This window comes from Streptomyces sp. NPDC096205, assembly GCF_044763135.1.
Taxonomy (GTDB): Bacteria; Actinomycetota; Actinomycetes; order Streptomycetales; family Streptomycetaceae; genus Streptomyces.
On sequence record NZ_JBIWFS010000009.1, the window covers coordinates 309019 to 334782 of the forward strand.

The window sequence follows — 25764 nt, forward strand, 5'->3', positions numbered from 1 at the left end:
AAATCTGCGTGCCGACCGGCACTGGACATGGGCAGTCTATGCAGCAGAATTGATCACCCGGCTGAAGGGCTGCCCCGTGAACCGAGCTCTCCCCGTAGTACGGCTGCGCGTTCCCACCGACGAGGACGCCGTCGCCTGGCACCGGGCCTTCGACGACCCGGACGTCATGGAGTTCCACGGCGGCAGGTCCGCGGAGCTCTCCGTCTACGAGGAGCTGACCGCCCGCCAGCGCCGGCACGACGCCGAACTGGGCTTCTGCCTGTGGACCATGCTGGACGAGTCCGGTGAGGTCATCGGCTTCACCGGGGCCCAGCCATGGCCGCAGGACTGGGGCCCGAAGGGCGAGATCGAGATCGGCTGGCGGCTCGGCCGGGCGCACTGGGGCAAGGGATACGTCACGGCGGCCGCGCAGATGACGCTGGAGCGGGTCCGCGCGGCGGGCGTGGGCAGCGTGGTCGCGATGGTCAACGCCCGCAACACCCGCTCGATCGCGGTGACCCAGCGGCTCGGCATGCGGCTCGCGGAGACCTTCGTCAGCCCGGAGTCGAAGCAGCAGGGACGCTGCTACCAACTCGATCTGTGACACAGAGTAACGACCTGCTACAGAAAGCGACTTGACGCTTCCGGACGGCACCCCGGGCGGTTACCCTGCCAGTACCGCTGGGGGTGACATCTGTGCGTATACCTCATAAAACACCCGAAGTGCACGTGCCGAAACTCGTCGGCCTGATGGCGGTCGACGCGCGCCGCCAGGCCGAGCGGCACGGCGTGCTGCTGGCCTCGCCGGACCGGCCGGACTTCCATCTCACCGTCGTCGACTACGTCGTACGGCAGTACCCGCCGCCCGGCGTCGAGGTGCCGCGGGACGCCGTGGTCACGGTGTGGTTCGACTTCCGCGACGGCGAGGGCGGCGGAGGCGTGCGCGAGCCGCGCCTGCCGCGTCCGGGCGGCGGCGGGCTGGAGCGGGAGCTGGACGAACCGGGAGATCCGTACATGGCCCTGCGGTGACGGACATGGCCCTGCGGTGACGGACATGGCTCTGTGGTGACCGGACGTGGCCCTGCACTGGCCGGACATGGCCCTACGGTGATCCGCGCCGAGCAGGCCGCTGACGAGGCCCGCCCCAGGTCAGCCGGTCGCTGACGAAGCGCCCGGCCGCCGACGAACCGCCTGCGAAGCGACGGAAACCGGCTCAGCCCTTCTTGAACCCCCGGTGCAGCGCGACCACGCCGCCCGTCAGGTTGCGCCACGCCACGTCCGCCCAGCCGGCCTGCTGCAGCCGCGCGGCGAGGGCGGGCTGGTCGGGCCAGGCGCGGATGGACTCGGCGAGATAGACGTACGCGTCCGGGTTGGAGGAGACGGCGCGGGCGACCGGCGGCAGGGCGCGCATCAGGTACTCGGTGTAGACCGTGCGGAAGGGCGCCCAGGTCGGCTGCGAGAACTCGCAGATCACGACCCGCCCGCCGGGCCGGGTCACCCGGTGCATCTCGCGCAGGGCCGTGTCGAAGTCCTGGACGTTGCGCAGCCCGAAGGAGATCGTCACCGCGTCGAAGGTGTCGTCCTTGAAGGGCAGCCGCGTGGCGTCCCCGGCCGTGAACGGCATCCAGGCCTGGCGCCGCTTGCCGACCTGGAGCATGCCGAGGGAGAAGTCGCAGGGGACGACGAAGGCGCCGGCCTGCGCGAAGGGCCCCGAGGACGTGCCCGTGCCGGCCGCCAGGTCGAGGATCTTCTGCGCGGGGCGGGCGTCGACGGCCTTGGCGACCTCCTTGCGCCAGCCGCGCGTCTGCCCGAGGGACAGCACGTCGTTGGTGAGGTCGTACCGTTCCGCCACGTCGTCGAACATCGAGGCGACTTCGTGCGGCTGCTTGTCCAGGGATGCGCGGGTCACGCCCTCATTGTGGCAGCAGGGGCCCGGGATGCCGGGAAGCGGCCCTCGCTAGCGGGCCCGGTACACCAGCCGGCCGCCCAGCACGGTCGCCACGCAGGTGCCCGCGCCCTGCCGCACGAGCCCGGCCCGGTCCGGGACGTCGAAGACGGCGAACCGGGCGGGCCCGCCCGCGGCCAGGGCCGGGAGCAGGATCAGCGGGGACGGCGAGAGGGACGGCGGCCCCGGCAACGACGGCGGCCGCTGCCCGACGGCCAGGCCGGCACGCCGTACGGCGTCCAGCGCGGCCCGGTCGCGCAGTTCACCCGCGATGGCGACGGTGCCGTACGCGAGGAGCCGCTGCACCCCGCGGCGCGCGCTGGCGCCCCGGCGGGCGGGGTCCGCGCGGAACAGTGCCTCCGCGCGCGGCCCGCCGATCGGCTCGGTGCCGAGGGCGTCGGCCTCGCGCGGGTCCGGGTGGTACGTGCGTTCCAGCAGCTCCGGCCCGTACGGGTTGAGCAGCCCGGGCAGGAGCAGGCCGGGCCAGCGGCGCAGCCGGGCCTGCGGATGGGCCGCGGCCAGCTCGTCGTACGGGCCGACGGCGGCGATGTGCGCGCCGTCGACCAGGACGGCGGCCTCCGGCGAGGCCTCGGCGACGTGAAGGGTCAGCACACCTGGCTCAGTTCGCGGCGAGGATCTTCAGCTCGGGGTGCGCGGTGCCGCCCTCGATCGCGGTGGAGGAGATGTGCGAGACGACGCGCTCGTCGACGGGGTCGTTCGCCGGGTCGTCGTGCACGAGCAGGTGCTCGTACGTCGTGGAGCGCTGGGCGGGCACCCGGTCGGCGCCGCGGATCATCTCGATCATCTCCATCAGGTTGGAGCGGTGCTTGGCACCGGCCGCCGAGACGACGTTCTCCTCCAGCATGATCGAGCCGAGGTCGTCGGCGCCGTAGTGCAGGGTCAGCTGGCCCGCGTCCTTGCCGGTGGTGAGCCAGGAGCCCTGGATGTGGGCGACGTTGTCGAGGAAGAGCCGTGCGATCGCGATCATCCGCAGGTACTCGAAGATGGTGGCCTGGGTGCGGCCCTTCAGGTGGTTGTTCTGCGGCTGGTACAGGTACGGGATGAAGGCGCGGAAGCCGCCCGTGCGGTCCTGGACGTCACGGATCATGCGCAGGTGCTCGATGCGCTCGGCGTTGGTCTCGCCGGTGCCCATCAGCATGGTGGAGGTGGACTCGACACCGAGGTTGTGGGCGGTCTCCATGATCTCCAGCCAGCGCTCGCCGCTCTCCTTCAGCGGGGCGATCGCCTTGCGCGGCCGCTCCGGGAGCAGCTCGGCGCCGGCGCCGGCGAAGGAGTCGAGGCCGGCCGTGTGGATGCGCTGGATCGCCTCCTCGACGCTCACCTCGGAGATCCGGGCCATGTGCTCGACCTCGCTCGCCCCCAGGCTGTGGATGACGAGCTGCGGGAACTCCTTCTTGATGGCCGAGAAGTGCTTCTCGTAGTACTCGACGCCGTAGTCCGGGTGGTGGCCGCCCTGGAACATGATCTGGGTGCCGCCGAGTTCGACGGTCTCCGCGCAGCGGCGCAGGATGTCGTCCAGGTCGCGGGTCCAGCCCTTGTCGCTCTTCGGCGGGGCGTAGAAGGCGCAGAACTTGCACGCCGTGACGCACACGTTCGTGTAGTTGATGTTCCGCTCGATGATGTACGTCGCGATGTGCTCGACCCCGGCGTAACGGCGGCGGCGTACGGCGTCGGCGGCCGCGCCCAGCGCGTGCAGCGGGGCGTCCCGGTAGAGGTCGAGCGCCTCCTCGGGGGTGATGCGCCCGCCCCCGGCGGCTCGGTCGAGGACGGACTGGAGGTCGGCCTTCTCGGTCACCGGGTGTCCCTTTCGTCAAGGGTTGTGGACGGACTGATCCAGCGTACGCCAGGGGCTTTGTGCCGCCGACGTCAGGCCGCGTATGCCCCGGCCAGAAGGCCCAGGAAGGCCCCCGCGATGAGGAACGGGCCGAACGGGATCGCCGTCTTGCGGTTCGCGCGCCGCGCGACGACGAGCGCGCCGCCGTACAGCGCGCCCAGCAGGAACCCGGCGAAGGTGCCGAGCATCAGGGTCCCCCAGCCGTACCAGCCGAGCGCGGCCCCGACCCCGAGGGCGAGCTTCACATCGCCGAAGCCCATGCCGCCGGGGTTGATCAGGAACAGCACGAAGTAGCCGGCCGCGAGGGCGAGGGAGCCGAACAGCGCCGACGTCCACTCCCCCGCGTGCTCGGGCGCCGCCGCGGCGCCTCCGAGCAGGGCGAGGGCCGCCGCCGCGAGGGGCAGCGTCAGCGGGTCCGGCAGCCGCTTCACCCGGAAGTCCACCGCCGCCAGCAGTACGCCGACGGGCGCGAGCAGCAGCCAGACGCCGAGCTCGGGCCGGGTGCCGGTGGCTGCGGCGAGGGCGGCGCAGACGAGTGCGGTGACGGTCGCCAGAGGCAGGACTTTCGGGCCGTACGACGGTGAGGTGCGGGTGACCGTGGCCGGGGGCTCGACGTCGCCGGGGGCCGGGACGTCGGTGGGGCTCCCCTGGGGAGCGGTTGCCGCTGAGGGGTCGGTGGCGCCGGGGGCCGGGACGTCGGTGGGGCTCCCCTGGGGAGCGGTTGCCGCTGAGAGGTCGGGGGCGGCGGGGGCCGGTTCGTCGGCGGGGCGGCCGTGCTGGGCGGTGGCCGCCGGCGTGAGGGGTTCGGGGCTCGGGTCGGACGCGGCCCGCCCGGCCTCGCCCGCGGCCTCCGTCGTCGTACGGGCGCACTCGCCGCACCAGCCGCGGCCGAGCCAGCCCCGGACCGGGTGCCCGCCGGGGCACAGCCCCCGCCACGGCTCGCCGGAGGGGGCCGCGAAGCGGTAGACCGCGCGCGGGAGCAGGGCGCCCGCCGCCGCGCCCCACAGCGCGGCGGCGATCACGAGCACAGTGCTGTTCATCCCACGGCCGCGGCGCTGTCGCGCCAGGACGGGAGCAGCTCGTCCAGCAGGGCCTCGGTGCGCGGCGGCAGGCCGCGGGCGCCGCTGCGGCCCAGGAGGTCGGCGGCGAGGGCGGTGAGACGGGCCGTGTCGCCGGTGGCGTGGGTGGCGCGCAGGAGTTCGTTCCACAGGCGCTCGTCGGCCGGGGCCGTGCGCAGGGCGGCGTTCAGGGCCTCGATGGCCTTCTCCGCGCGGTCCTTCTCCAGGTGGAAGGCGGACAGCGCGAGCCCGATGTCGGCGACGAGCAGCGGGAGTTGGGCGTCGATGATCTCGTGGGTGAGCCAGCGGTAGCGGCCCTCGGGCCGGTCGGCGAGCAGCGGCCCGCGCACCAGCACGAGCGCGTCGGTGAGCAGCCGGCCGCGCACGGCACGGTTGTCGACGCCCCGGCCCTGCGTGGCCTCGTGGTAGAGCGAGCGCAGCACGTCGAGGTCGGAGACGACCGACTTGGCGAGGGTGAGGCGGCCGGTGGCGTCGGTGGCGAGGCGGGGCGTGCCGTCGGGGTCGGCGCCGAGCCAGTCGCGCAGCCGGTCGAGCAGCGCGTCGCGTACGTCGTCGGTGACGCCGCGCGGCCACAGCGCGGAGGCCAGCACGCGCGGGTGCACGCCCTCGCGGTGCAGGAGCAGCAGGGCGAGGGCCTCGTGCAGCAGGGCGCTGCGCTCGCCGTCGGGGGTGTCCAGGCCGATGATCTCGTACGACCCGACGAGCCGGGCGTAGACGGCGGGCCGGCCCTGTTCGCTGACGTCGACGAGGAAGGGCGGCGTGGGGGCCGGCCCCTGGGGGTTGTCGTTGTCCGGGGCGGTCTCGACGAACAGCTCGACGACCGCGCGCTGCTGCGGCACGGGCAGGAGCTGGGCGTCGAGTTCGAGGCCGAGGAGCGGGGCGAGCAGCTTGCCCTCGCCGGTGATCTCCATCTCCCAGGCGGCGCCGGGCAGATCGCCGGACTCGGTGCCGACGAGGTAGCCGATGCCGAGGCGGCCGGCGTCGGCGGCGAGTTCGGCGAGCTTGACGGCGTCCTCGGCGGAGGGCTGGGCGGCGAGCAGCACCAGGTGCGGGGCCCAGCGGGTGTGCTGGGCGGGGCCGGTGCGGCCGGTGAGCACGGAGTCCTGTCCGGCGGCGCCGAGCGCGCCGCGCCGCTGGCGGGTCTCGGCCTCCATGGTCTCGATGAGGTCGTCGATGCCGTCGAGGTGGCGCAGCCGGTTGGGGGCGAGCGGGGTGAGGTCCTCGCCGAAGCCGACGAGGGTGATGGTCATACGGTCCGACCAGCCGTTGGTGGCGAGTTCGGCGGCGACGGAGGCGAACACGGCGGCCCGGTCGGCCTCGCGGCCGCTCAGCGAGACGATGCCGGGCACGGCCTCCAGGTTGAGCAGCAGCCGCGACTCGTCCATGGTGCCGAGGCTGACCAGGCCGGGGTACGGGGCGGCGGTGTCGACGTCCTCGTAGCGCTCGGCGTCGGCGCGGGACAGCAGCCAGAACGTCTGGTCCTGGCCGGTCTGCCACGGCGCGGGCGGCTTCCCGGACGGCTGGGCGAGCTGGAGGTGCAGGTCGCCGTTGCTGAGCCAGGCCGCGTACACCACCGGCAGCGGCCGCGACTCGGCGGCGAGCGAGGCGGCGAGGCCGCGCAGCGAACGGTCCAGGAGGCGTACGGCCTCGGGGTCGGCGCCGACCAGAAGCGCGTCCTGGGCGTCCGCGGCGGCGCCGGTCGGGGTGGGCGGCTCCATGCCGCGCCGTCCGCCGACCGCACCGAGCGCCGACTGCCACAGGGCCTGGCGGCGGCGCCGGCCGAGGGCGCCGAGGAGGCCGGCGGCGAGAAGGGGCGCGCCGAGGAGGGCTTCGGGGAGGCCGAAGGAGTGGCCTGCGTCGGACTGGCCTTCGTCGGACTGTGCGGAGGCCTGGGGGGTCTCCTGGTGCTGCGGGGCCTCGGGGGCGGGGGCCGGGCGCTGCTCGGGCAGGGACACACGCGTGTCGCCGTGGTCGGCACCGGGCTGCGGCTCGGCGTGGTCGCCGCCAGGCCGCTGCTGCTCGGCGTGGTCGCCGGTCCTCGCGTAGTCGCGGATCTGCTGCTGGACCTCGGGCGAGACGCTGGGGGCCTCGTCGGGCATCTCCACGAGCTCGCCACCGCGGGCGTCGCCGGGCATCTCCATGATCCAGCCGGGCCGGATGAGGCTGGCCTCGGACAGCCGGGAGCCATCGGGCTGCACGCGGTCCTTGTTGAGCTCGTAGATCTCCTTGTAGCGGCGGCCGTCGCCGAGGTGGCGTTCGGCGACCTCCCACAGGGAGTCGTGGTGGCGGCCCTCGGGCGGCTGGATCCGGTAGTACTTCGTGTCGCCGCTGCGGGCGGTGGTGCCGCTGTCGGCGTGGTCCGCGGCGTCGGCGGCCTGCTCGGCGAGGGCGGCCGCGGCGGAGGCGGCCTGCTCCTGCTGCTGGGCGAAGAGTCCGGGCGTCTGCTGCGCCGCGGCGACCGTGGGCCGCTGGTTGCCCTCCAGGTTCTGCCCGAGCTGCGACAGCCCGGGCGTCAGGCTGGCTGCCGTCGCGCCGACCAGCAGCAGCGCCGCGACGAGCTGCCGCGCGAGCAGCTGACTGGGCCCGGCCCCGGGCACCCGCCCCGGCACGCCCACCCCGGACACGGCGGCCTTCACCTCGACCAGCACGCACGCGGTGAACTGGGCCCAGGCCAGCCACACGATCACGGTGAGGATGTTCAGGAACGTCTGCACCGAGATCTCACGCTGCAGCCAGTCCACACTCGGCGCCCCGTCGGGGAGCGGCCACCCCAGCTGCGACGCCAGCCCCAGCGGCACGCCGAAGACCAGCGCGGCCAGCGCCACGAACGCGAAGAACGCCTTCACGAAGTCACCGAACGTCCGCCGCCGTACACGTACGGGCTGCGGGGTACGGTTCCGCGGGGTGCTCCCCGGGGTGGCCGGGCTTCCCGTCGAGCTTGACGAGCTGGAACTGCGGCGTCGCGGCATGGCGGGTGTCCTGGGGTGGGTTTGATGGGGGTACTGAGCCTACCGAGATCTTATGAAGTCGCCCGGGGGTCACGGGAGGCCGGCCGACCAGCTCCGCGCCGACTTCGCACCGACCGCACGGAAAGCCCGATTTGACCTCCGAAACCCGGAGCGGTCCTCACAACCTCCTCACAATCCCCCACTCCTCGGGGTCGAGGCCTGCGGTGACGTATCCGTCCGTCCTGGTGACGACGAGGTCCGGCTGCTCCAGGAGCTGTGCGATCTCGTCGCGGTCGAAGTCCTGGAACTCGAACACGAAGTGCTGGGAGACGGGCGGCCGGTCCAGCGGAAAGCCGTCCAGGTCGACCACCGCGTTGGCACGGTCCGCCCCTTGGCACAGGACCGACACGAACAACGGGAAGTGCTCCGCCTCCAGCAGCAGATCCGCGTCACTGATGACACCGGCCATCCCGACCCCACCGGTAACCTCGCCGCACAGGTCGTCCAGGCAGTCCACAAGGGCGTCCCAGTTCCGGCCGAAGTAGCCGGGAAAGCGCAGGACGTCCGCGAACGTGTCGTAGATCCCCCGCTCGGTCAACAGGTCCCCGGCGTCGAAGTGATGGACCCGGCCGCCCCTCGCCTCCAGCTCGGCCAGCCGCCGTTGCGCCTCGGCCGTCCCCCGCGGGATGAAGACCGTGTGCGAGGCCGGCGCCTTCATGAGCGGCTCCGGCGCAGGGCCTGCCGGGCGTCCTCGGCCGCGTACGCGACGGTGAGCCGCCAGCTCTCCGCCTGGCCCCGCGCCGCCGACACGACATACCGCCACTTGAACCAGGGCGGCAGCTCCCGGAACGGCACGAACGTCAGCGTGTCGTCGACGGCGGTCTCGGCGACGCCCCTGTGCCCCGCGGCACGCAGCGCGTCGTACAGCTCCGGCGTCAGCTCCCCGTTGAGCCGGGCGGCGTGGCCCGCCGCCGTGAACGCGTACGCCCGCTGACCGGCGTCCGGCAGCCGCATCGCCCTGAGGATCCGCGGCGCCGCCTGCGCCGGCGGGCAGTTCAACGCCAGCCCGATCACCGCCGTACCGAGGTGATCCCGGCCGCACGCGTACGCCGCGTCCCACTCCTCGGGGTCGTCGAGCGACAGCAGGCCCTCGCCGCCTTCCCAGTCCCACGCGGATGTCACGAGCTCTCCTCCTGCTCGCTCCCGGCCGACGTGATCAGCTCCTCCAGCGTCCGGTCGTACGCCCGGAAGCCGGCCCTGCCGTTCTCGGGCGCGTCGGAGCCAGGGCTGAGGATGCCCGCCAGATGGGCGACCCGCCACATCCGCAGGACGACGTCCGGCGTGCTCCGGCCCGTCGGGTCGGCCAGGTCGCAGGCGGTGGCGAGGACGCCGGCGATCGTGGGCGCGCCGCGCGAGGCGGGCGTACCGGCGGCGACGGCGGTTGTGATCAACGCCTGCAGCAAGGCGGTCAGTTGCAGGTCCGCGGCCATACGGCACATGCGCCGCACGGTGGGTGGCTCTTCGAGCCGCGACAGAGGCTGGGGCACGCCGGTGACACCCGCCGACCAGAGCAGCAGGAGGGCCCCGGACACCTCGTGGTCGCGGAACCAACCCAGCTCGTCCACGACGGCCATCGCGCAGTCGCTGAAGCGGCAGACCGAGCGGATGTCGTTGAACAGGCGCTCCACATCGTCCCGTCGGTGTGCCAGGAAGTCGTGGATGGCAACGTCGGCGAGCCGCCAGGTGCCGGTGGCATTCACCGCTCCGACCTCCACGATCCCCCCGAGGGGCGCGAACACGGCGCGGGCGTAGACCTCTTCGGGGATCGGAGTGACGTGCTCAGTCATGCCGTACCTCAAGGCGCTGCCGGACGTACCACCGCCCGAACTCCGCCAGAGATGCCTCCAGGTCCCCCCGGCCGGCGTCGTCGAGCGGGAGGTGACGCAGGGTTGCCCGGGCAAACGTGTCGGCGCCCTGGTAGAGGGCGGCGGCGAGGTCCTTCTCGCTCGACCGGTCCACGAGCGCGCTCTCGTGGCGCGTCTCCAACCAACCGCCCTTCTTTCTGCTGAACTTCAGCGAGAACGAGGAGACGACGGCCGCGGACTCGTAGGTGCGCTCCCGCCCGGTCAGGAAGTGCCTCACTCCATCCAGCAGCAGGGTCACCGAGAGGTAGATCATCATCGCCTGGTCCGGCGTCCGGTCCCGCGAGTTCGCCTCTCCCTCGCTGCCGAGGACGTCCATGTGCCCGAGGTCGAAGCCGCTGGCCGGCGGCAACTCGTCGTCGGCCACGGAGAACGTGAACTTCATCGGGCAGTCGCCCTACTCCAGCAGTTCGCAGAGCGGTCCGCCCCTCCGCCCTTCCTCCCAGCTGACCGCGCACTGCGCACTGCGCACTGCGCACTGCGCACCAACACCGCCTCGGGAGTCGGAGTGGCGCCCTCAGTCATGCCCCGCCTCGGGGTGCCGTCCCTCGCGGCCGCTGCCCAGAGCCGGTTCCGTGGCGATGATGTGCAGCACCTGCCAGCGCGCCTCCTCCCAGCGGCGTGGCGGGCGGCAAGGCGCTCGTCGGTGTCGCCGGAGCACCGCTGCGCGTGCCACCGTCCGGCCTCCGCCTGGCACTTTCGGGCGACGTCGAGGCAGCGCGGCAGGCTGCTCGGCCGGTGTCCGGCCGCCTTCTCCATCATGCGCTGGGTGCCGACCCGCGCGGCGTCCAGGACGAGACCCGCGCCCGTGGCGAGCTCGTACCGGTTGCCCTGCCACCGCGCGGCGGCCTCCCAGAGCCGCTCGCGGGCCGTGAACAGTCTCGGGTGCCGCTCGCCGAGGTCGATCGCCTCATGGGCCGCCGCGATGAATTCCGGACTCGCGGCCAGGACCGGCTCGGGGAGGTCGTCGCGCGCGATGTCGCGCACGTGCTCCGCGAAGTCAAGCGCCAGATGCGCCGCGCGCGTCGGGGCGACCTGATCGAGCAGGTCGATGAGCAGCTTGGGTGCTGCTGAAGAGGACGTCATGCCCGAGGGGCCAGACGGTCGCGGTACTCCTCGAAGGCTTCCCTGAAGGCGCGTGCGCTGGAATCGTCGACGGGATTGTCCATGTTCATCAGCCCGAGGTTGATCTCGGCCGAGGAGATCTGGCTCTCGTGTGTGCTGTTCCATTCCACGACGGCCTGGAAGGAGCGGGAAGCCGCGAAATACGCGGGCGGAATGTCCGCGTAATCCGCGTGGACCGTCCAGTTTCCGTCGGAGTCCTTCGTCATGGGCCGGGTCGGCGGCACGATGACGAGGCCGGGCCAGCCGTCGTCCCGCCGGTTCTCCAGGATCTCCGCCGTGGAGAAGTTCGGTCGGCCGCCGTAGCGCCCATGGGCGAACAGGCCGGCCATGAGGACGGCGTCGACCGGTGTGTCCGACCGCAGTCCTCGTTGGCACACCGCGTCCGCGCAGCCTTCGAAGACACGCTGCCACCGGTCGCGCGTGTCGGCCTTCTGTGACGTGATGACCAGGCGCACGGCTGCTGTCCTCCTCAGGGGATGGCCATGTCGGCCGGATACGGATCCTGCGGCAGCGGACACCTGGTGGCCGCGGAACCAACGTCCCGCACCCGAAGCACGCAAGCTCGGCCGAGTCCCGCCAGGACCGCCTGCCGAGGCAGCATCCGGCGACGGTCGCAACCGCGGCCTCGCTGGTTGCGTCTGCCACGCCGGAGGCCGCCACCCGGTCGGCCTCCGTCCACAGGATAGATTCACACGTACGTTCTCTTGCGCGATCGCGGGCGTTACGGGGGTAAACGCGTGTCCCACAGGGCGACCGACTGGCATGTACTCGACCTGGAGAAGGACCCGACCCCGGGCGACCCGCAGCGCATCCGCCAACTGGCCGGCACCTTGCACGACTTCGCGGACGACGTGGCCGAGGCCCTGCGCGACCTGAAGGGCATAGCCAAGGAGGAGGAGATCCTCTCCTGGGCGGGCAAGACGGCCGAGGTCTTCGCCGAGGAGTTCGCCGACGCCCCGAAGAAGCTGCGCAAGCTGAAGAAGTCGTACGACCTCGCGGGCGACGCCCTCGCCTCCTTCTGGCCGGATCTCCAGGAAGCACAGCAGAAGGCGGACAAGGCCCTGCGGGACGGCCGTAAGGCGCGCGAGGAGCTGAGCACCGCCCAGACGTCCCTGTCCGGCGCCGAGGACTGGGTGCGGCGGGCGACCGAGAAGGCCGACTCCTACGACCCGTCGAAGAACGCCGGCAAGGAGATCCCCAAGCCCGACGAGGCCGAAGTCCGCCGCGCCACGCGCGACGCACAGCACGCCAAGTCCCGCCAGGAGCAGGCGGAGCGGGACGTGCAGACCGCGCAGAACGCCCTCGATGCGGCGAAGAAGCTCGCCGCGCAGGCACGAGGCCTGCGCGAGGAGGCCGCCCGCCGCACCGTCACCAAACTCCAGGAGGCCTCCGACGCCGGCATTCGCAACCGGCACTGGTGGGAGGAGATCGGCGACTGGGTCTCCGACCACTGGGACGAGATCGTCACCGTCTGCAAATGGGTCGTCACGATCGTCGGCATCATCGTCATGATCATCGGCGGTCCGCTGGGCTGGCTGGTGTTCGCCGCGGCGCTCGTCGTCCTCGCGGACACGGTGAGAAAAATGCTCAACGGCACAGCTGGGTGGGGGGATCTGGCCTGGGCGGTGCTGGACTGCATTCCCGCCACCAAGGGCTTCACCAGCCTGGCCAAGCTGGGCAAGCTGTGGAAGGCGGGCGGGCTGAAGGCGCTGGGCGCCGGGTTCATGAAGGGGATCGGCGGGGGCTTCGCGAAGAAGTACCAGGCGCTGCGCTCCGGCGACGCATTGCGCTCCATCTACCGCCCGTTCAAGGGGTCGACCCGATTGTTCGGCGGAACGATTCCGTACCGTGAGCTCTCCCCGAAGGCCAGACAGCTCGCGAAGGCCCTCACCACGGGCCCTGTCCGCATCTCCCCGAACGAGGTTCACATCACGCACATGGCCGAGTTGCAGAAGTTCCACGGTGTCGAGCACGCCGTGGTGCAGAACCCCCTCGGTGAAATGCGGCTCTTCCAGGGCGACCAGGTGACGACCATCGTGCCGAAGGAACTGCGCGACGAGGGCTACAAGTTCACGGTGCACACTCACCCCGAGGATCGCATACCCGGTCCACCCGACGATCTGGAAGCCGCACGCGGCATGAAGAACAGCATGAGCCGCGATCTGGAGAACAAACGCACACCTCACATGGAGGCAGTGATCAGCCGGGACGGCAATGTCCGCTTCTTCGACAACAGCGGCGTGCTGGAACTGCCGCAGGGCACATATCCGCCAGGTGGGCCGATCAGCGACCGCGGCGGGATCGTGCCCGTACCCGGCATATAGTGACCGGACCCGCCCACGTCAGGCCCAGTAGACCGATCGAAACGACAGGCGAACGGACATGCCGGATCTCAACGAGTGCCAGATCTGCGGGGCGCCCGCCCCTCTCGTCCCGGGACATTGCGACGGAGTCGCGGGCTATCGACTGATCCGGGACCCTTGGGCCGAACGTCCTGCCTTCTTCGACGGGAACGTTCATTTCTCGTGCTTGGCCCGGTCCGACAAGCACGTCGTATTCGTCGAGGAGTTCACGCACATGCTCCAGGCGGGGCACGAGGAGGTCCAGAGCCTCGACGGGTCACCGCCGCCGCTCACCAGAATGGGCCTGGGCATGGCGGAGATCTTCGCCGGAGCGGAATGCCGCGTCTATCGGAGCGGCGTCGCCGACCGATGGATGGTCGTGAGTCACAGCGGACCGTGGGTCCAGCTCGGCCCGGACGACCTCGCGCAGGTCGCCCGCGGCGGAACGCCGCTCTCTCCGGCCAATGTCTTTCCCTACCGTCTGCCGAAAGATCTCGAAGGCATCGCCTCCTACGACCTTCAAGGCCTTCTGACAGCTCTCGGCGTGGCCGACAGGTACGGGTCGCCTGAGACACTCGCTCAGATCGAGTATGAATTCGTTGACTACTACCCGCCGAAGCGCCTTCTGGAGTATGTGGTCCGAGTCCCCCTCGCCGTCCCACAGGAGGCACGTGCCTTTCTGGCGGAGTACGCGGAGCACTACACGCCGGTCAGTTTCGAGGACGAGGAGTAGAGATGGCGGCTTTGACCGGTGCGTCGCCCGTGGGTCTGTCGCTCTCAGTGCCGGACTCATGGTGGGAATTCGACATCCGCCCCGAGGGCAGGGAGTCGACCATCAGGAAGCTGGTCGACGAGCGCGTTCGTGAGGTACCCGAACTCGCCCCCTACCGTTCCGAGCTCACTGCGATGCTGCGCAAGATGGCAAAGGACGCTCACGAATCGGGAGCGGTCTACCTGGGCTGCATGGCCGAGAACTTCGACGGTGTGCCCCTCTCGGCGACCATCACCGTCTCCGTCCTCGGCGCGAAGAACAAGCAGGGCGTCGCCTTGTCCACCGACCCGAGGGCCATCGCGGAGAGCCTGCGGACCATCACGCCGCGGCGGGAGGGCGACGCGTGGCGGAAGGTGACCACGGTCGACATTCCCGGGGTGGGGGTCGCCGCCCGGACGTACGGCGTGGAGGACGTGCCAGTGGCGCAGGGCGACAGCCGAACCCTGCGGATGGCGTTGACCCAGACGTATATCCCGATCCCCGGGGCCACCGGCCAGGTCGTCCTCGTCTCCGGCGCCAGCCCTGTCCTCGACCTGGCCGAGGCCTTCCACGACATCTTCGACGCCGTGACGAGCACGTTCCGCTTCGTCTGACCGACCCTTCGGCGGGACGGCGGCGCATGGGCGAGGGCGAGTCTCTATTCCGCGAAGCGGAACGTCGACGTGATCGCGTCGAAGATGTCGAAGAAGGAATCGGCCAGATCCAGCACCTGGCTGCTCCCCGCCACCAGTGCGACCTTGCCCTCCTGGCCGGGGACCGGGATGAACGTCTGCATCAGCACGGCCCGCACGGTGCGCTTGAGCGCGTCATCGGGTACGACGATGTCCTCGATGCCGTACGTCCGGGCGGCGGGGCCCACCCCAGGGATGTCGACCGTGGTGACCTTGCGCCAGGAGTCGCCTGCCTTCCTGGCCTCCTTCACGGCGAGCCGGCTCACGATGGCGGCCGGGTCGGTGGGCAGGGGCTCGCCGGTGCTGCTGCGGCCGCCGACCAGGGAGACGGTGACCGAGCCGGTGATCGGGGTGTCACCGCCGAAGCTCTCCGCCATGCAGCCGCAGTACAGGGCGCCGGACTTCCACGCGTCGGCGGCGGCCTTGCGGAGAAAGTCGGTGTAGGTGTCGCGGTACCGGGCCAGCTCGGGGTGGCCCTCGATCCGCTCGTTCACCATCCGCCGGATCGAGTCGTCGCGCGACTCCGGGCGCACGTCGAACTCCCACCAGGACTCCGGCACATTGATCCGGAAACCACCGCGCTCGATCGTGAGCGCCTCCATGTAGCGGGCCATGACGTCGACCTTCCCCGTTCCTTCGCTCCCCGTACGGACATCACTTCGTTGTACGGTGCGATGAGCCTAGTGACGAGCCTACGAGGGACCGCGGGACGGGGGACACATGGGCAACGGCAAGAGCGACCTGTCACTGCCGCTGACCGAGCTGGAGGACTTCGGCCGCCGGCTGCGGTCCATCAAGAGCCGCATGAACGGCACCAAGAAGACCTTCGAGTCGTACGAGGACGACATCGGCGACGGCAGCGTCAACAACGCCCTCAGCGACTTCGAGGACAACTGGGAGGACGGCCGCGAGGACATCTCCCAGCAGCTCGACGCCCTCGCCAAGATGTCCGACGCGGTGGTGCGGGAGTTCAAGAAGCTCGACGACGAGCTGGCCAAGCAGGTCAATGACGCGATGAAGGTCAAGGACACGAGGGGCGACAAGGGCGGCAAAGGTGACGGAGGCGGCGGCAAGTGACCCCGCCGGTCCGCCCCGTCGGCTTCTTCGCGGAACTCCGCCCGGGGTGGGGCATGCCTCTCGACGGTTCGATCAGGGATGCCGTCAGGCCTGCGGGCGAGCCGGACGAGAGGCGGATCGCCGAGTACCTCGGGCAGGGAACGGGGCTCTGGAGCGAGATGAGTGCCGGACCCGACGTACTGGACCCCGAGGCACCCGTCCTGTCCGGCATCGGCTCCCTGCGCACGGACGGCACCTGGCTCTGGCGTGAGGACCTCCCGTACTACCTGTCGACGTACCACCTGGCCCTGCCCGCCGAGTTCCTCGGCCATGTCCGACGCCTCGGCCACACCCCTCCCCCGGTCGCCGAGACCCGGCTCGTCGAGATCGCGACGCGGGACCTGGGCATCCGTCTCGACCGAAGCTGACCCGTGGATCGCCGCCGGCCTGCTTCTTCCGGTTGACACCCCAGGATCCCGGCAGCCGGCCCTGGCCCTACCGCGGGGAGATCGACGGCACCCACGAGGGCTGTGAGGGTCTCATCGGTTGACCGACTGGATCTCTCGTACGGTCACATCCTGCGTCGCCCCGAACGTGCCGTCCGGCAGCTTCCCGCCCTCGCCCGTCGTGCTGGTCCAGGTGATCTTCCAGGTGACGGTGGCCTTCAGGGCGTAGGCGCCGTTCGTCCCCGTCGAGCGCAGGTACGTCACCCCGCAGGGCGGCGTCTGGTCCGCCTTGCCCTTCGCGTACGGCTCTCCGATGCTGCCATCGCCCTTGAAGACACACTCGCCCGAGGCCGGGTACGTCTCGGCGCCGGCCGTGCCCGGGTCGATGTGGAGGGACACCGGCTCGGCGGTCGTCGTGGCGGACAGGCCCGTGCCGGGGAGGCCGGCCGTGACCGAGATCTTCCTGAACTTGGCCTTGTCCAGCCAGATCCAGGTCGGCAGGTTGACGGTCGACTCGCCCGTCGGCGCCATCTCGATCTCCGTGCCGGGTACGGGGAGCTCGTCGTAGGCGTACTCGGCCAGGATCTTCGGGCTGACGGCGAGCGGCTCCGCGGGGGGCTTGCCCGCGTCCACCCAGAACGGCTGCTTGTCGCAGGAGTTGGCCTCCGGGTCGTCCTTGCGGTTCGGGTTCTTCACCGCCGCCCAGAACATCCCCTCGCCCTGCTTGTCGAGGTTGTAGTTCTTGTACGGGTTGCCGTCCTTGTACCGGTAGTCCAGGACGTTGCCCACCGCGTCCCCGATCCCGGTCAGGAACGGCAGGAAGTCGATGCCGCGCCACGCCTTGACCGTGGCCTCGATCTCCTTGGGCGAGAAGGAGGGCTCGTACCAGCAGGCAGGGGGTGTCCAGTTGCTGTTCGACGGCGTCAGCGTGCCGTTCTTCGACGAACCCGGGGCGCCCGAGGTCGTCACGGTGACCTTGGTCTTCGCGCGGATGACACCGTCCTGGGCGGAGCCCTTGCCACTGCCCTCGAACCCGCCGTTCTTGCCGCCGCCCTTGCCGCCACCTGCCACCGCCGTGGCCGGCAGGTTGGCCACCACCGCCAGCGCGAGTCCGGATACGGCCACAGCCCGTCGTGCGCTCCGGATCCGCATCACATGCACCTCTTCGCCGCCTCCGTCGAGCTGACACTGGTGGTCTGCCAGACACCGTCGGCGTTCTTCTCCAGACGCGTGTTGTAGAAGACGTAGTCGCTCGGTGAGCCCTCGACCGACCGGTCGACCTTCTTCGTCCTACGGTCCATCGGGTACGTCTCGGTCGCGTCCATGCAGTACGTGACAGCGGCCGCGCCGTCCTTGAGGAACGTCACCTCACGGTCGTAGTAACGGGTCTTGCCGACGAAGCTCCGTCCCTCGTCGTAGAACGACTTGATGTACGACGCCGCCGACATCAGGGCGTCGCCGTCGGAATAGAACTCCAGCGCAGGATGCTTCTCGGCGTCGACGGTGATCGCCTCGTCCACGGAGTTGATCCGCCGCTCGTTGTCCGCCAGGACCGCGTCCTTCTTCGGATCACCGGTCTCGCCGCCCTCGAAGACGTTCACCACCTCCTTGGGCAGCTTGATCTCCGGCCGGTCGACCCCGTCGGCCGTCGCCGAAGCCGAGGGCGACGCGGCCGCCGTCGTGCCCGTGTCCGCCCCGGCGATCTTGTCGTTCGCCTTGTCCTCGCCGTCCGAGCCGCCGCAGGCGGTCAGAAGGAGGGTGGCGGTCGCCAGGAAGGCCGCCGCGGCTGTGGTGCGCGTGCGCATGAGGGGTGTACCTCCAGGTGGGGGGAATGTCAGTAGGAGCAGGAGTGACAGATACCGCGCGTGTCAGCCCACCTCGTTCTCCGCCACCGCCTGACCATGGACCACCACATCCCCCCCGTAGAACATGCCGCTGAAGACCGGGGAGTACGTCAGCTGGATCTCGACCTCGACCTGAGCCGCGTCGGCTGCCACGCAGTGACTCGCGGCGATGTCGGCGCCGGTCATGTCCATCTCGCGGGCGAAGGCCTTCACGCGGGCGTCGCAGTTGGCGAAGTTGATGGGGGCCGGGCCGCCCTCGTTGTCGTAGAGGGCCTCGCGGTCGATGTCCTGGGCGGCGTAGCGGGCGGCCTGTTCCGCGATGTCGGCGGCGCGTTCGCGCTTGGAGATGGACAGGCCGCCGTCGATCACGAAGGCGGACAACGACAGGAAGACCAGGGCGAAGATGATCACCGCGCCCGCGCCCGAGCCCCTGTCGTCCAGCATCGCCCGGCGGGCGTGCAGCCACGTCCTCACGCCGTCCTCCGGAACGGGTCCAGCGGGGAGCTGAAGCTCGCCGACAACGTCGTAGGGACGTCCAGGCCCAGCATCGCCAGGCCGCGGACCTGGCAGCTGACCTCGACGGTGAAGAAGGTGTCCGGTTCGAAGCCGGGGCTGGTCTGGACGACGGAGACCGGGCCCGAGCAGACGTCCTCCAGGTCTGCCTCGGCGGCCTTCCGCGCCTCCGCGATCGCCGTCCCGTGGTCCTTCTGGATGGAGCCCGCGCGGGCGGCGTCCCGGGCCGCGCCGTCGATCGCGCCGCGGCCGTCGACCAGCTGGCCGAACGCCACCAGGACCAGGATGAAGAGGATCATCACGGGTGCGAGGATCACCACCTCGACCGTGGACAGCCCCTCGTCCCTGCGGATCATGTTCAGTTCTCCCCCTCCCGCACGAACCGCTCCACCGGGCCCGACGACTGCGCGTGCACCGTCAGGTCCAGGCCGGGGAAGACCGTGGGGACCCGCGCGGTGATCTCCACGCCGACCGTGTTCTGCTCCGGCTGGAGCATCTTCACGTCCGGCGACAGCACGAGCTGCGGGCCCAGTTGCTCGATGTAGGAGTCGACGACGGTCCGTGCCTCGCCGCGCCACGCCCCCGGCTGGGCGTCGGCCGTCGCGCGGGCCTTGCGCGCGCCCGCCTGGGCGGCCGCCTGGGCGACATGATCGGCGAAGAAGTACAGCGCGAACTGCACCGTCGCGAAGATCATGAAGAACAGCACCGGCGTGAGCAGCACGAACTCGATCGCGGTCATGCCGGAGTCGCCGCGCGCGGAGACGGCCTCCGTTCTACGGCGTACCCAGCGCACCACGCCCACCAGCAACCCCCGTCGATCCCGCGGCCGTCAGCAGGTCTTGCCCGCGTCCGCGCCCTTGATGCAGTCGCCGACCTTGTTGGCGCCCTCGCTCAGCGCGGCGTTGATGATGGCGGCCACCACGCCGACGATCGCCACGACGACCGCGGAGATGATGACCCACTCGACCGCGGAGGCACCGCGGTCCAGTTCGCCGGAGCGGGCGCGCTCGACGCGGGCGCCCAGGAAGGTGACGAGGAAGTCCACCGCGGGGATGCCGGTGCGGAAGTTCTTCGGTGCGTTCATGAGTGTTCTCTTTCCTCTCAAATCAGCTCGGGCGGTTGCGGTCGGTCACGTCACACCTGGAACACCCGCATCGCCGCCGGGAAGATCAGGAACACCAGGAAGCCGGCGCACAGCAGCAGCTGCGCGACGAGCATCGACTGCGACTTCTCGCCCGCGCTGCCCTCGATCTCGGCCATCTCGCGGTGGCGCATGGTCTCGGCGCGCGAGGCGAGGGACTCACGGACCTTCGCGCCGTCGTCCGCGACCAGGGCCAGCGAGGCCGAGAGGTCCTTCAGCTCCTCGACCCCCAGCTCCTCACCGAGCTGCCCGAGCGCCTGCCACTGGCTCAGGCCGGTGATCCGGGCGTCGGCGAGGGCGTTGCGGATGCGCTGCGTGGCCCAGCCGTCGGAGACCTCGGCGGCGGCCATCAGCGCCTCGGGCAGACCGCGCCCGCCCGCGAGGCTCATCGACACGAGGTCGAGGTACGCCCCGATGACGCGCCGCAGGTCACGGCGCTTGTCGGCCGCGTCCCGCCGTACCTCCAGGTCGGGCAGGAAGAAGAACAGCGCCGCGCACACCAGGGCCAGCCACACCGGGATGACCGGGCTGCGGCCGACTCCCAGCGTGTAGACGACGGCGAAGAGGAACGGGCCGAAGATCAGACCCGTCGTGCCCAGCAGCACCTTCGTCGCGAGGAACTTCTCCCAACTGCGGTCCAGGACGGCCAGATCGGCCCGCAGCGAGCGCTGCTCCCAGCCCTGCTGGAGGTAGAACTCGGCCACCCGGACGCCGACTTCGGCCCGCAGGGAGGCGAACCGGCCGGTGTCCTGGCTGCTGCGCGCCGACTCGTACGCCGCCCCGCGCGCCCGCATCGCGTCGATCCGGGCGACCTGCGCGATGGCGCTGCGCTTGCTCGGCATCAGGGCGCGGATCAGGGCGTAGACGCCCAGACCGAAGACGACGCCGACGACGATCGGCATGGTGAGGCTCATCGCCGTACCCCCTCATCGCTCGTGCGGCTCATCGCCGTACCCCCTCTTCGGAAACAGGCGTACGGGGCCGTACGAACTGCACCGACGACTCGTCGCGCACCAGGAAGCGCTCGGGCGTCTCGATGGTGGACAGCTTGCGCAGCCACCAGAAGCCGAGCGCGAACAGGGCGCAGACGAGGACGAGGACCAGCTGGCCGACGGCGGTGCCGTACGGCTCGACGAACTCGCGGTTGAAGACGGACAGGCCGAGGACGAACGCGACCGACACGGCGACGACGATCTGGACCGAGCGGCGCGTGGAGGCGCGCTGGGCCATCACGCGCTGACGCATGTCGACCTCCTCGCGCGCCGACTTGGCGAGCGCGCCGAGGACCTGGCGCAGACCGGGTCCGCGCAGTCGGGCGTTGAGGATGAGCGCGGCGACGATGATGTCGGCGGAGGCGTCGTCGATCTCGTCGGCGAGGAGCTGGAGCGCGTCGGGCAGCGGGGTGCGGGCGCGCAGGCGGTCGACGAGCGCGTCGAGGTGCGGACGCAGGACGGGGGCCGCGGCGCGCGCGGACGCCGGGATCGCCTGCTCCAGGCCGACCGCGCCGGCGATGGTGTCGCGCAGCGACTCCGTCCAGGAGGCGAGGGCCTCCACGCGGCGCATGGCGGAACGCTCCTCGCGGGCGCCGCCGAAGAGCCGGTCCCAGAAGAAGACGAGTACGCCGGCCGCGATGCCGGCCACCGCCCAGCGGGTGAGCAGCAGCACGGCGAGGCCGACGAGCGCGGCCAGCGAACCGCGCCGCCCGGCGAACCGGATCAGCTCGTTGACCCGCTCCGCCGCCTTCTGCTTCTCGTGCTCGGGCTTGGCGGGCAGTCCTCGTACGGCGACGAGGAGCAGGCCGAGGCCGCCGCCGACGGCGACGCCGCAGGCGATGGAGTACAGGACGGTCGTGGAGAACAGGCCGCCCATGGAACCGAGTTGGCCCACTGCCGCAAGGTTCATGGTCATTCGGTACGTCACCCCCACGCCGCGTTCGGCCGGTAGCCCTGCGCCATCAGGTCGTCGATGCAGGCGATCGGTGCGTGCGGGACGATCCGGCCGTCGGGCGCCTCGGCGAACACCTCGCTGGACAGCACGCGTCCGTCGACGCCGTTGACCTCGCGGATGGAGGTCACGCTGCGCTGGAGCCGGCCGCCGCTCTGGAAGTTGTTGCGGCGCTGGATGAACACCACGAAGTTCACCGCGCCCGCGATCAGCATCTGGCTGGCTTCGATGGGCAGCCGTTCCGAGGCCTGGAGGGCGTACGTCGAGATGCGGTTGAAGACCTCGCTGGAGCTGTTGGCGTGGATCGTGGACAGCGAGCCGTCGTTGCCCTGGGACATCGCGTTGAGCATGGTGACGATCTCGTCGCCGAGGACCTCACCGACGATGACCCGCGAGGGGTTCATACGCAGGGACCGGCGGACCAGTTCGGCCATGGAGATGGCGCCCTGGCCCTCGGAGTTGGGCAGTCGCTCCTCGAACGCCACGACATTGGGGTGGAGTTCGGGGAAGGTGTCCAGGCCGAGCTCCAGGGCGCGCTCGACGGTGATGAGGCGCTCGTGCGGCGGGATCTCGTTGGCCAGCGCCCTCAGCAGCGTGGTCTTACCGGCGTTGGTGGCTCCCGCGATCATGATGTTCTTGCGGGCGCGCACCGCGCAGGCGAGGAAGTGGCCGATCTCCGGGCTGAGCGTGCCGTTGCCGACGAGGTCGGAGATGAAGACCTTGCCCATACGGGCGCGACGGATGGACAGCGCGGGCCTGCGGGCCACATCCATCACGGCCGACAGACGCGAGCCGTCCGGCAGGCGGAGGTCGAGCTGGGGGTTGGCGGAGTCGAAGGGGCGGGAGGACAGACCGCTGTACGCGCCCAGCACCTGGATGAGCTCGATGAGCTCCTCGTCCGTCTCCGCGACCGGCTCGCCGCGCACCTCGCGCCCGTCGGCGTACCCGACGAACACCTGGTCGCAGCCGTTGATGTCGATGTTCTCGACCTCGGGGTTGTCCAGCAGCGGCTGGAGCCGGCCCACGCCGAACAGCGCGGCGTGCACGGCTGCCGCGTACGCCTCCTCCGTCTCGGCGTCCAGCGGCGTACGGCCTGCGTTGATCTCCTGGCGGGCGTGGTCCTCCAGGATCTGGGCTATGACCGCGCGGGCGTAGTGCCGCTCGTCCTCGCCGGACATCGGCGTGACACCGGCGGCCTGGTCCTGCCGCCGCTGCTCGGCGATACGGTCACCGGCGTCCTGGCGGAACCGCTTGACCAGCTGGTGGTCGACAGCGGTCATCGGCCGGCTCCCTGCGGGGCCTGCCCGGGCACGGACCAGGCGGCGCCGTACTGCTGGTACAGGTCCGCGGTGACCTTGCGGGCCGAGCGGATGAGCAGCGACTTGTCCAGCCGGCCGCGCTTGCGCCCGGCGAGCTGCTCGGCACCGGCCGGGTCGTCGGCGATGGTGCCGACCACGCGGGCGCCCGTCTGGGCGTGCACGAGCATGTCGTTGACCTGGCCCGCGAGCTTGCCGGCGTTGTTCGGGTCGGCGATGAGGACGACGCCGATGAGGGGCGTGCCAAGGCTGGCGACCCCGCGCGAGCCGCCGTGCAGCTTCGTGGACAGGGCGGCGGCCCGGTCGCGTACCCGCGCGATGGCCTCCGGCTCCGTACGCGAGATCAGCAGCACGAGCGCCGCGTGCGGGAACAGCTCGACGGCGGGCGTGTCCCCGCTGATCCGGCCGCAGTCGGCGATGACGTCGGCGGGCGCGTTGGGAGAGTCCGCGAGCGAGGCGAAGGCCCGGCCCAGCGTCGGCCACAGCCCCGCCAGACCGGCCGCCTGCTCGGCCATACCGAGCCCGACGAGGACCTCGAGACCGCCGCTCAACGGCTGTACGTGGTCCCAGAGTTGGTCGGGTACGAGGCCGCGCCGCGCGGTCGCGGCGATGGACAGCATCCCGGTGTTCGGGTTGAGCGGCCCGCCGTGCGCGGCGGCGGACCGGTACACCAGATCACCGCCGGCCGGGTCGGTCTCGGCCAGCAGGACGCGGCGCGGCCAGACCGCCGCGAGGGCGACGGCCGCGGTGGTGACGCCGGGGGAACCCTTGTCGGCGGCGAGAGCGATGAGCGCCATGGCTGTGCTGCCCGCCTTACTGCTTGTTGGGGACGTGCACGATGGCGACCGCGTTGGCGGACGCGGCCTTGGCGACGGCGGCGGCGTCGGCCTCGTCCACGAGCAGCGTGAGGGAGAGGTTGCCGGTGGAGATGGTGGCGTCGCTCTTCTCGGCCTTCTTCTGGACCTTCGCGTTGTCGACCAGCAGACCACTGGTGGATGTCGCGCCGGCGGAGTCGTCGTTGTCCGAGCCGGCGGGCGCGTCGACGTTGTAGACGGCCACGGTGTCTCCGGACTTGATGTCGGCCGGGTACTGGCCCTCCTTGAGGGCGACACCGACGGCGGCCTTGCCGGCCGGCAGGCTCTCGCCCGCGGCGAACATCTGCCCCATCACGACCGTGTCGTCGTAGATCGTGGACTTGGCCTTGAGCTTCTTGAGCGACTCCCGCTGCTCCCAGGGGATGTAGTTGATGCTGTCGTCGGCGGCGACCAGAACAGAGGTCACGTTGTCGCCGACGGACTCACCGGCCTGGATCTCGCTGGTCACCTTCACGACCTCGATCCGGTCCCCCGCCCGCAGCACCAGCATCGTCGCGCCGAGCGCGCCGACGAGGATCAGCAGCACGGCGAGCGCCGCCAGTGCCGGTTTGCGCTCGCGAGGCGGCGCGGGAAGGCGGTCACCGACCGACGGCTGAGCCGGACCGGCGGAACGCCCGGCGCCCGCCCCCGTACGCTCTTGGATCTTCACGCAACCGCTCCCCGTACACCCAAGACGTTGTCTGCCAAGTCTGCCAAATTCTCTGCAATTCCGGACACTTCACCCGTCTTCGCGCCCTGCCGTCGCGGCCCCCGCGGGTAGCCAGCGCTGGGGTGAGTGTCAAGCCAAAGCACCGTATCAGTCGCTCATAGGCCCCTCAAGGCGCGTCCGCTCCCCTGGAGCTCAGCGGGCGGACTGTTACCCGGCTGCAACGAGCGCCACCGGGCGCCCAGTTGCACAAGGGCCTGGGAGCTGTGCCTTTCTGTGCGAGCGCGAACCGCCGGCCCGCCCTCCTCGGGGCCTTCGTCACGCGTCAGCCATAAGGCCTGCACGATTCGCTCACGAGGGCGGTGAACGACCATGCCATGATCTTGACCTCATCGAAGAACAACGGGTTACGCGGGGACGATTGCGGCCATGACGGACACGACGGCGACGACCCTCCTCCCGATCGGCGGAGCCACGCTCGCGACGGACACCCGCGTACTGGACGCGGTCCGCGCGATCGGCGCCCGCTACGGGGTGGACTACACGAACGACAAGGCCGTGACCGCGCTGCTCGCGGAGCGCCGGCGGGCGGTCCGGGCGACCCAGCGTGGCTGGTTCGCGTGGATCGGCGGACTGGCGCTGACAGCCGGCGTGGTCCTGCCCATGCTGTCCACCGCACTGCCCGACCGCACGGCGAAGGCGGCCCTCCTCGCCACCGGCCCGGTCGTCGTACTGGCCGTGGCCGCCCTCACCGCCGTACACGTGCGCTGGAAGCGCGAGCTCACCCATCCCTCCCTCACCGGCTACCGCGAGGTCCTCGGCGTGGCCCGGGCCCACGGGTTGCCGCTGACGCACGTACCGGCGTGGCTGGAAGGCCGGTCGTCGACCGGCGGCGGGAAGGCGTCGGTGCCGATTCCGTCATATCCGAGCGCGGAACCCCGGCCATCGTCGGCACCACCGTCGGTGCCGACGGCGGTGCCGACGATGGCCGAGGACACACCCGCGCAGCCCGTCACCGTGCCGCCCAAGCCCGCCGCCGTCGCCCACTACGAGGAGATCGCCGACGCGGGCGGCTGGCACGACGAGACCGGCTGTCTGCTGCTCTTCGCCGCGCTGATCGGCGCGAGCTGGGCCTGGTCGCAGGACGTCCCGCTCGGCTACGGCCTCCTCGCCCTCGTCCCCGTCGCGATCGCGGTCTGGATGGCGGGCCGGCGCCAGGGCCGCGAGAAGGAGGCACTGCGCGCGGAGGCGGTGGCGTACGTCAGGACGGTGGCGGCGGCGCAGGCGGCCGGGGCGCCGGTGGCCGAACTGCCGCCTGTGTTGCGCGAGTTGCTGGAAGACTGAC

Annotated in this window: 31 protein-coding genes; 9 read left to right on the plus strand and 22 right to left on the minus strand. The window is 71.1% G+C overall.

Translation table 11 applies throughout. The annotated features are described in order from the left end of the window. Window positions 1-76 precede the first annotated feature (76 nt). Both ACIQ6Y_RS30985 and ACIQ6Y_RS30990 read left to right on the plus strand, forming a co-directional pair. On the plus strand, window positions 77-583 hold the full coding sequence (locus ACIQ6Y_RS30985) for a GNAT family N-acetyltransferase (protein ID WP_404043855.1): 507 nt from the start codon (window positions 77-79) through the stop codon (window positions 581-583). Between the two features lie 119 nt (window positions 584-702). Continuing rightward, complete coding sequence (locus tag ACIQ6Y_RS30990) at window positions 703-1008, plus strand: PASTA domain-containing protein (protein WP_404043857.1); 306 nt, start codon at window positions 703-705, stop codon at window positions 1006-1008. 184 nt (window positions 1009-1192) lie between these two features. Here ACIQ6Y_RS30990 and ACIQ6Y_RS30995 read toward each other — a convergent pair whose 3' ends face one another. The 9 genes from ACIQ6Y_RS30995 to ACIQ6Y_RS31035 all read right to left on the minus strand — a co-directional run bounded on the left by ACIQ6Y_RS30995 (window position 1193) and on the right by ACIQ6Y_RS31035 (window position 10113). Further along, a complete protein-coding gene (locus ACIQ6Y_RS30995) occupies window positions 1193-1888 on the minus strand; it encodes a demethylmenaquinone methyltransferase (RefSeq protein ID WP_404043859.1) in 696 nt (231 codons plus the stop codon). A 48-nt stretch (window positions 1889-1936) separates the two neighbouring features. Further along, complete coding sequence (locus ACIQ6Y_RS31000; protein ID WP_404043861.1) at window positions 1937-2536, minus strand: imidazolonepropionase-like domain-containing protein; 600 nt, start codon at window positions 2534-2536, stop codon at window positions 1937-1939. 7 nt (window positions 2537-2543) lie between these two features. Next, window positions 2544-3740, minus strand: a complete 1197-nt coding sequence (gene mqnC, locus ACIQ6Y_RS31005) for a cyclic dehypoxanthinyl futalosine synthase (protein WP_404043863.1) — start codon at window positions 3738-3740, stop codon at window positions 2544-2546. A gap of 71 nt (window positions 3741-3811) precedes the next feature. Further along, complete coding sequence (locus ACIQ6Y_RS31010; protein ID WP_404043865.1) at window positions 3812-4819, minus strand: prepilin peptidase; 1008 nt, start codon at window positions 4817-4819, stop codon at window positions 3812-3814. After that, a complete protein-coding gene (locus tag ACIQ6Y_RS31015) occupies window positions 4816-7827 on the minus strand; it encodes a BTAD domain-containing putative transcriptional regulator (protein WP_404043867.1) in 3012 nt (1003 codons plus the stop codon). The genes ACIQ6Y_RS31010 and ACIQ6Y_RS31015 overlap by 4 nt, the downstream gene beginning before the upstream one ends. Before the next feature lie 157 nt (window positions 7828-7984). After that, complete coding sequence (locus tag ACIQ6Y_RS31020; RefSeq protein WP_404043869.1) at window positions 7985-8524, minus strand: barstar family protein; 540 nt, start codon at window positions 8522-8524, stop codon at window positions 7985-7987. Continuing rightward, window positions 8521-8988 carry a hypothetical protein gene (locus ACIQ6Y_RS31025; protein WP_404043871.1) on the minus strand — a complete coding sequence of 156 codons (468 nt, stop codon included), beginning with the start codon at window positions 8986-8988 and terminating at the stop codon, window positions 8521-8523. The genes ACIQ6Y_RS31020 and ACIQ6Y_RS31025 overlap by 4 nt, the downstream gene beginning before the upstream one ends. Continuing rightward, window positions 8985-9653: a hypothetical protein gene (locus tag ACIQ6Y_RS31030; protein WP_404043873.1), complete on the minus strand. Its 669-nt coding sequence runs from the start codon at window positions 9651-9653 to the stop codon at window positions 8985-8987. The genes ACIQ6Y_RS31025 and ACIQ6Y_RS31030 overlap by 4 nt, the downstream gene beginning before the upstream one ends. After that, window positions 9646-10113 (minus strand): hypothetical protein, encoded by a 468-nt coding sequence (locus ACIQ6Y_RS31035; protein WP_404043875.1) that lies wholly within the window; start codon window positions 10111-10113, stop codon window positions 9646-9648. The genes ACIQ6Y_RS31030 and ACIQ6Y_RS31035 overlap by 8 nt, the downstream gene beginning before the upstream one ends. 236 nt (window positions 10114-10349) lie before the next feature. Between ACIQ6Y_RS31035 and ACIQ6Y_RS31040 the strand changes: the two genes are divergently transcribed. Next, the gene (locus tag ACIQ6Y_RS31040; RefSeq protein ID WP_404043877.1) at window positions 10350-10802 is read left to right on the plus strand and encodes a hypothetical protein; all 453 of its coding nucleotides are present in this window, start codon (window positions 10350-10352) and stop codon (window positions 10800-10802) included. Between the two features lie 8 nt (window positions 10803-10810). On the opposite strand, the gene ACIQ6Y_RS31045 is transcribed toward ACIQ6Y_RS31040, so the two are convergent. Continuing rightward, entirely contained in the window at window positions 10811-11308 is a 498-nt protein-coding gene (locus ACIQ6Y_RS31045; RefSeq protein WP_404043879.1) for a hypothetical protein, read from the minus strand. 282 nt (window positions 11309-11590) lie between these two features. Between ACIQ6Y_RS31045 and ACIQ6Y_RS31050 the strand changes: the two genes are divergently transcribed. Genes ACIQ6Y_RS31050 through ACIQ6Y_RS31060 form a run of 3 tightly spaced genes read left to right on the plus strand, consistent with a single transcriptional unit; the run spans window position 11591 to window position 14560 of the window. Further along, window positions 11591-13177 (plus strand): putative T7SS-secreted protein, encoded by a 1587-nt coding sequence (locus tag ACIQ6Y_RS31050; RefSeq protein WP_404043881.1) that lies wholly within the window; start codon window positions 11591-11593, stop codon window positions 13175-13177. Between the two features lie 58 nt (window positions 13178-13235). Then, entirely contained in the window at window positions 13236-13928 is a 693-nt protein-coding gene (locus ACIQ6Y_RS31055) for a hypothetical protein (protein ID WP_404043883.1), read from the plus strand. A 2-nt stretch (window positions 13929-13930) separates the two neighbouring features. Further along, the gene (locus tag ACIQ6Y_RS31060) at window positions 13931-14560 is read left to right on the plus strand and encodes a hypothetical protein (RefSeq protein WP_404043885.1); all 630 of its coding nucleotides are present in this window, start codon (window positions 13931-13933) and stop codon (window positions 14558-14560) included. A gap of 44 nt (window positions 14561-14604) precedes the next feature. Here the strand turns inward: ACIQ6Y_RS31060 and ACIQ6Y_RS31065 are convergent, their stop codons facing one another. Then, the gene (locus ACIQ6Y_RS31065) at window positions 14605-15252 is read right to left on the minus strand and encodes a hypothetical protein (protein ID WP_404043887.1); all 648 of its coding nucleotides are present in this window, start codon (window positions 15250-15252) and stop codon (window positions 14605-14607) included. Window positions 15253-15358: 106 nt separating this feature from the next. Here ACIQ6Y_RS31065 and ACIQ6Y_RS31070 point away from each other — a divergent pair, with 106 nt between their 5' ends. Next, window positions 15359-15715, plus strand: coding sequence for a hypothetical protein (locus ACIQ6Y_RS31070; RefSeq protein ID WP_404043889.1), 357 nt, complete (start codon window positions 15359-15361; stop codon window positions 15713-15715). Then, a complete protein-coding gene (locus ACIQ6Y_RS31075; RefSeq protein ID WP_404043891.1) occupies window positions 15712-16122 on the plus strand; it encodes a hypothetical protein in 411 nt (136 codons plus the stop codon). The genes ACIQ6Y_RS31070 and ACIQ6Y_RS31075 overlap by 4 nt, the downstream gene beginning before the upstream one ends. A 111-nt stretch (window positions 16123-16233) precedes the next feature. Here ACIQ6Y_RS31075 and ACIQ6Y_RS31080 read toward each other — a convergent pair whose 3' ends face one another. The 11 genes from ACIQ6Y_RS31080 to ACIQ6Y_RS31130 all read right to left on the minus strand — a co-directional run bounded on the left by ACIQ6Y_RS31080 (window position 16234) and on the right by ACIQ6Y_RS31130 (window position 24422). Beyond that, on the minus strand, window positions 16234-17292 hold the full coding sequence (locus ACIQ6Y_RS31080; protein ID WP_404043893.1) for a hypothetical protein: 1059 nt from the start codon (window positions 17290-17292) through the stop codon (window positions 16234-16236). Then, window positions 17292-17945 carry a hypothetical protein gene (locus tag ACIQ6Y_RS31085; RefSeq protein WP_404043895.1) on the minus strand — a complete coding sequence of 218 codons (654 nt, stop codon included), beginning with the start codon at window positions 17943-17945 and terminating at the stop codon, window positions 17292-17294. The genes ACIQ6Y_RS31080 and ACIQ6Y_RS31085 overlap by 1 nt, the downstream gene beginning before the upstream one ends. Window positions 17946-18008: 63 nt before the next feature. Continuing rightward, a complete protein-coding gene (locus tag ACIQ6Y_RS31090) occupies window positions 18009-18428 on the minus strand; it encodes a pilus assembly protein TadG-related protein (RefSeq protein ID WP_404044184.1) in 420 nt (139 codons plus the stop codon). Between the two features lie 26 nt (window positions 18429-18454). Next, window positions 18455-18853 carry a TadE/TadG family type IV pilus assembly protein gene (locus tag ACIQ6Y_RS31095; protein ID WP_404043897.1) on the minus strand — a complete coding sequence of 133 codons (399 nt, stop codon included), beginning with the start codon at window positions 18851-18853 and terminating at the stop codon, window positions 18455-18457. Between the two features lie 2 nt (window positions 18854-18855). Next, window positions 18856-19236, minus strand: a complete 381-nt coding sequence (locus tag ACIQ6Y_RS31100; protein ID WP_404044186.1) for a TadE family protein — start codon at window positions 19234-19236, stop codon at window positions 18856-18858. A 90-nt stretch (window positions 19237-19326) separates the two neighbouring features. After that, entirely contained in the window at window positions 19327-19581 is a 255-nt protein-coding gene (locus tag ACIQ6Y_RS31105; RefSeq protein ID WP_404043899.1) for a hypothetical protein, read from the minus strand. 50 nt (window positions 19582-19631) lie between these two features. Continuing rightward, window positions 19632-20552 carry a type II secretion system F family protein gene (locus ACIQ6Y_RS31110; RefSeq protein WP_404043901.1) on the minus strand — a complete coding sequence of 307 codons (921 nt, stop codon included), beginning with the start codon at window positions 20550-20552 and terminating at the stop codon, window positions 19632-19634. Between the two features lie 28 nt (window positions 20553-20580). Further along, window positions 20581-21507 (minus strand): type II secretion system F family protein, encoded by a 927-nt coding sequence (locus tag ACIQ6Y_RS31115; RefSeq protein ID WP_404044188.1) that lies wholly within the window; start codon window positions 21505-21507, stop codon window positions 20581-20583. A 47-nt stretch (window positions 21508-21554) separates the two neighbouring features. Continuing rightward, the gene (locus tag ACIQ6Y_RS31120) at window positions 21555-22862 is read right to left on the minus strand and encodes a CpaF family protein (protein WP_404043903.1); all 1308 of its coding nucleotides are present in this window, start codon (window positions 22860-22862) and stop codon (window positions 21555-21557) included. Beyond that, a complete protein-coding gene (locus ACIQ6Y_RS31125) occupies window positions 22859-23695 on the minus strand; it encodes a hypothetical protein (RefSeq protein WP_404043905.1) in 837 nt (278 codons plus the stop codon). Before ACIQ6Y_RS31125 ends, ACIQ6Y_RS31120 begins: the two co-directional genes overlap by 4 nt. A 16-nt stretch (window positions 23696-23711) precedes the next feature. After that, complete coding sequence (locus ACIQ6Y_RS31130) at window positions 23712-24422, minus strand: hypothetical protein (RefSeq protein ID WP_404043907.1); 711 nt, start codon at window positions 24420-24422, stop codon at window positions 23712-23714. Window positions 24423-24848: 426 nt separating this feature from the next. Here ACIQ6Y_RS31130 and ACIQ6Y_RS31135 point away from each other — a divergent pair, with 426 nt between their 5' ends. Beyond that, on the plus strand, window positions 24849-25763 hold the full coding sequence (locus ACIQ6Y_RS31135) for a hypothetical protein (RefSeq protein ID WP_404043909.1): 915 nt from the start codon (window positions 24849-24851) through the stop codon (window positions 25761-25763). Window position 25764 lies beyond the last annotated feature (1 nt).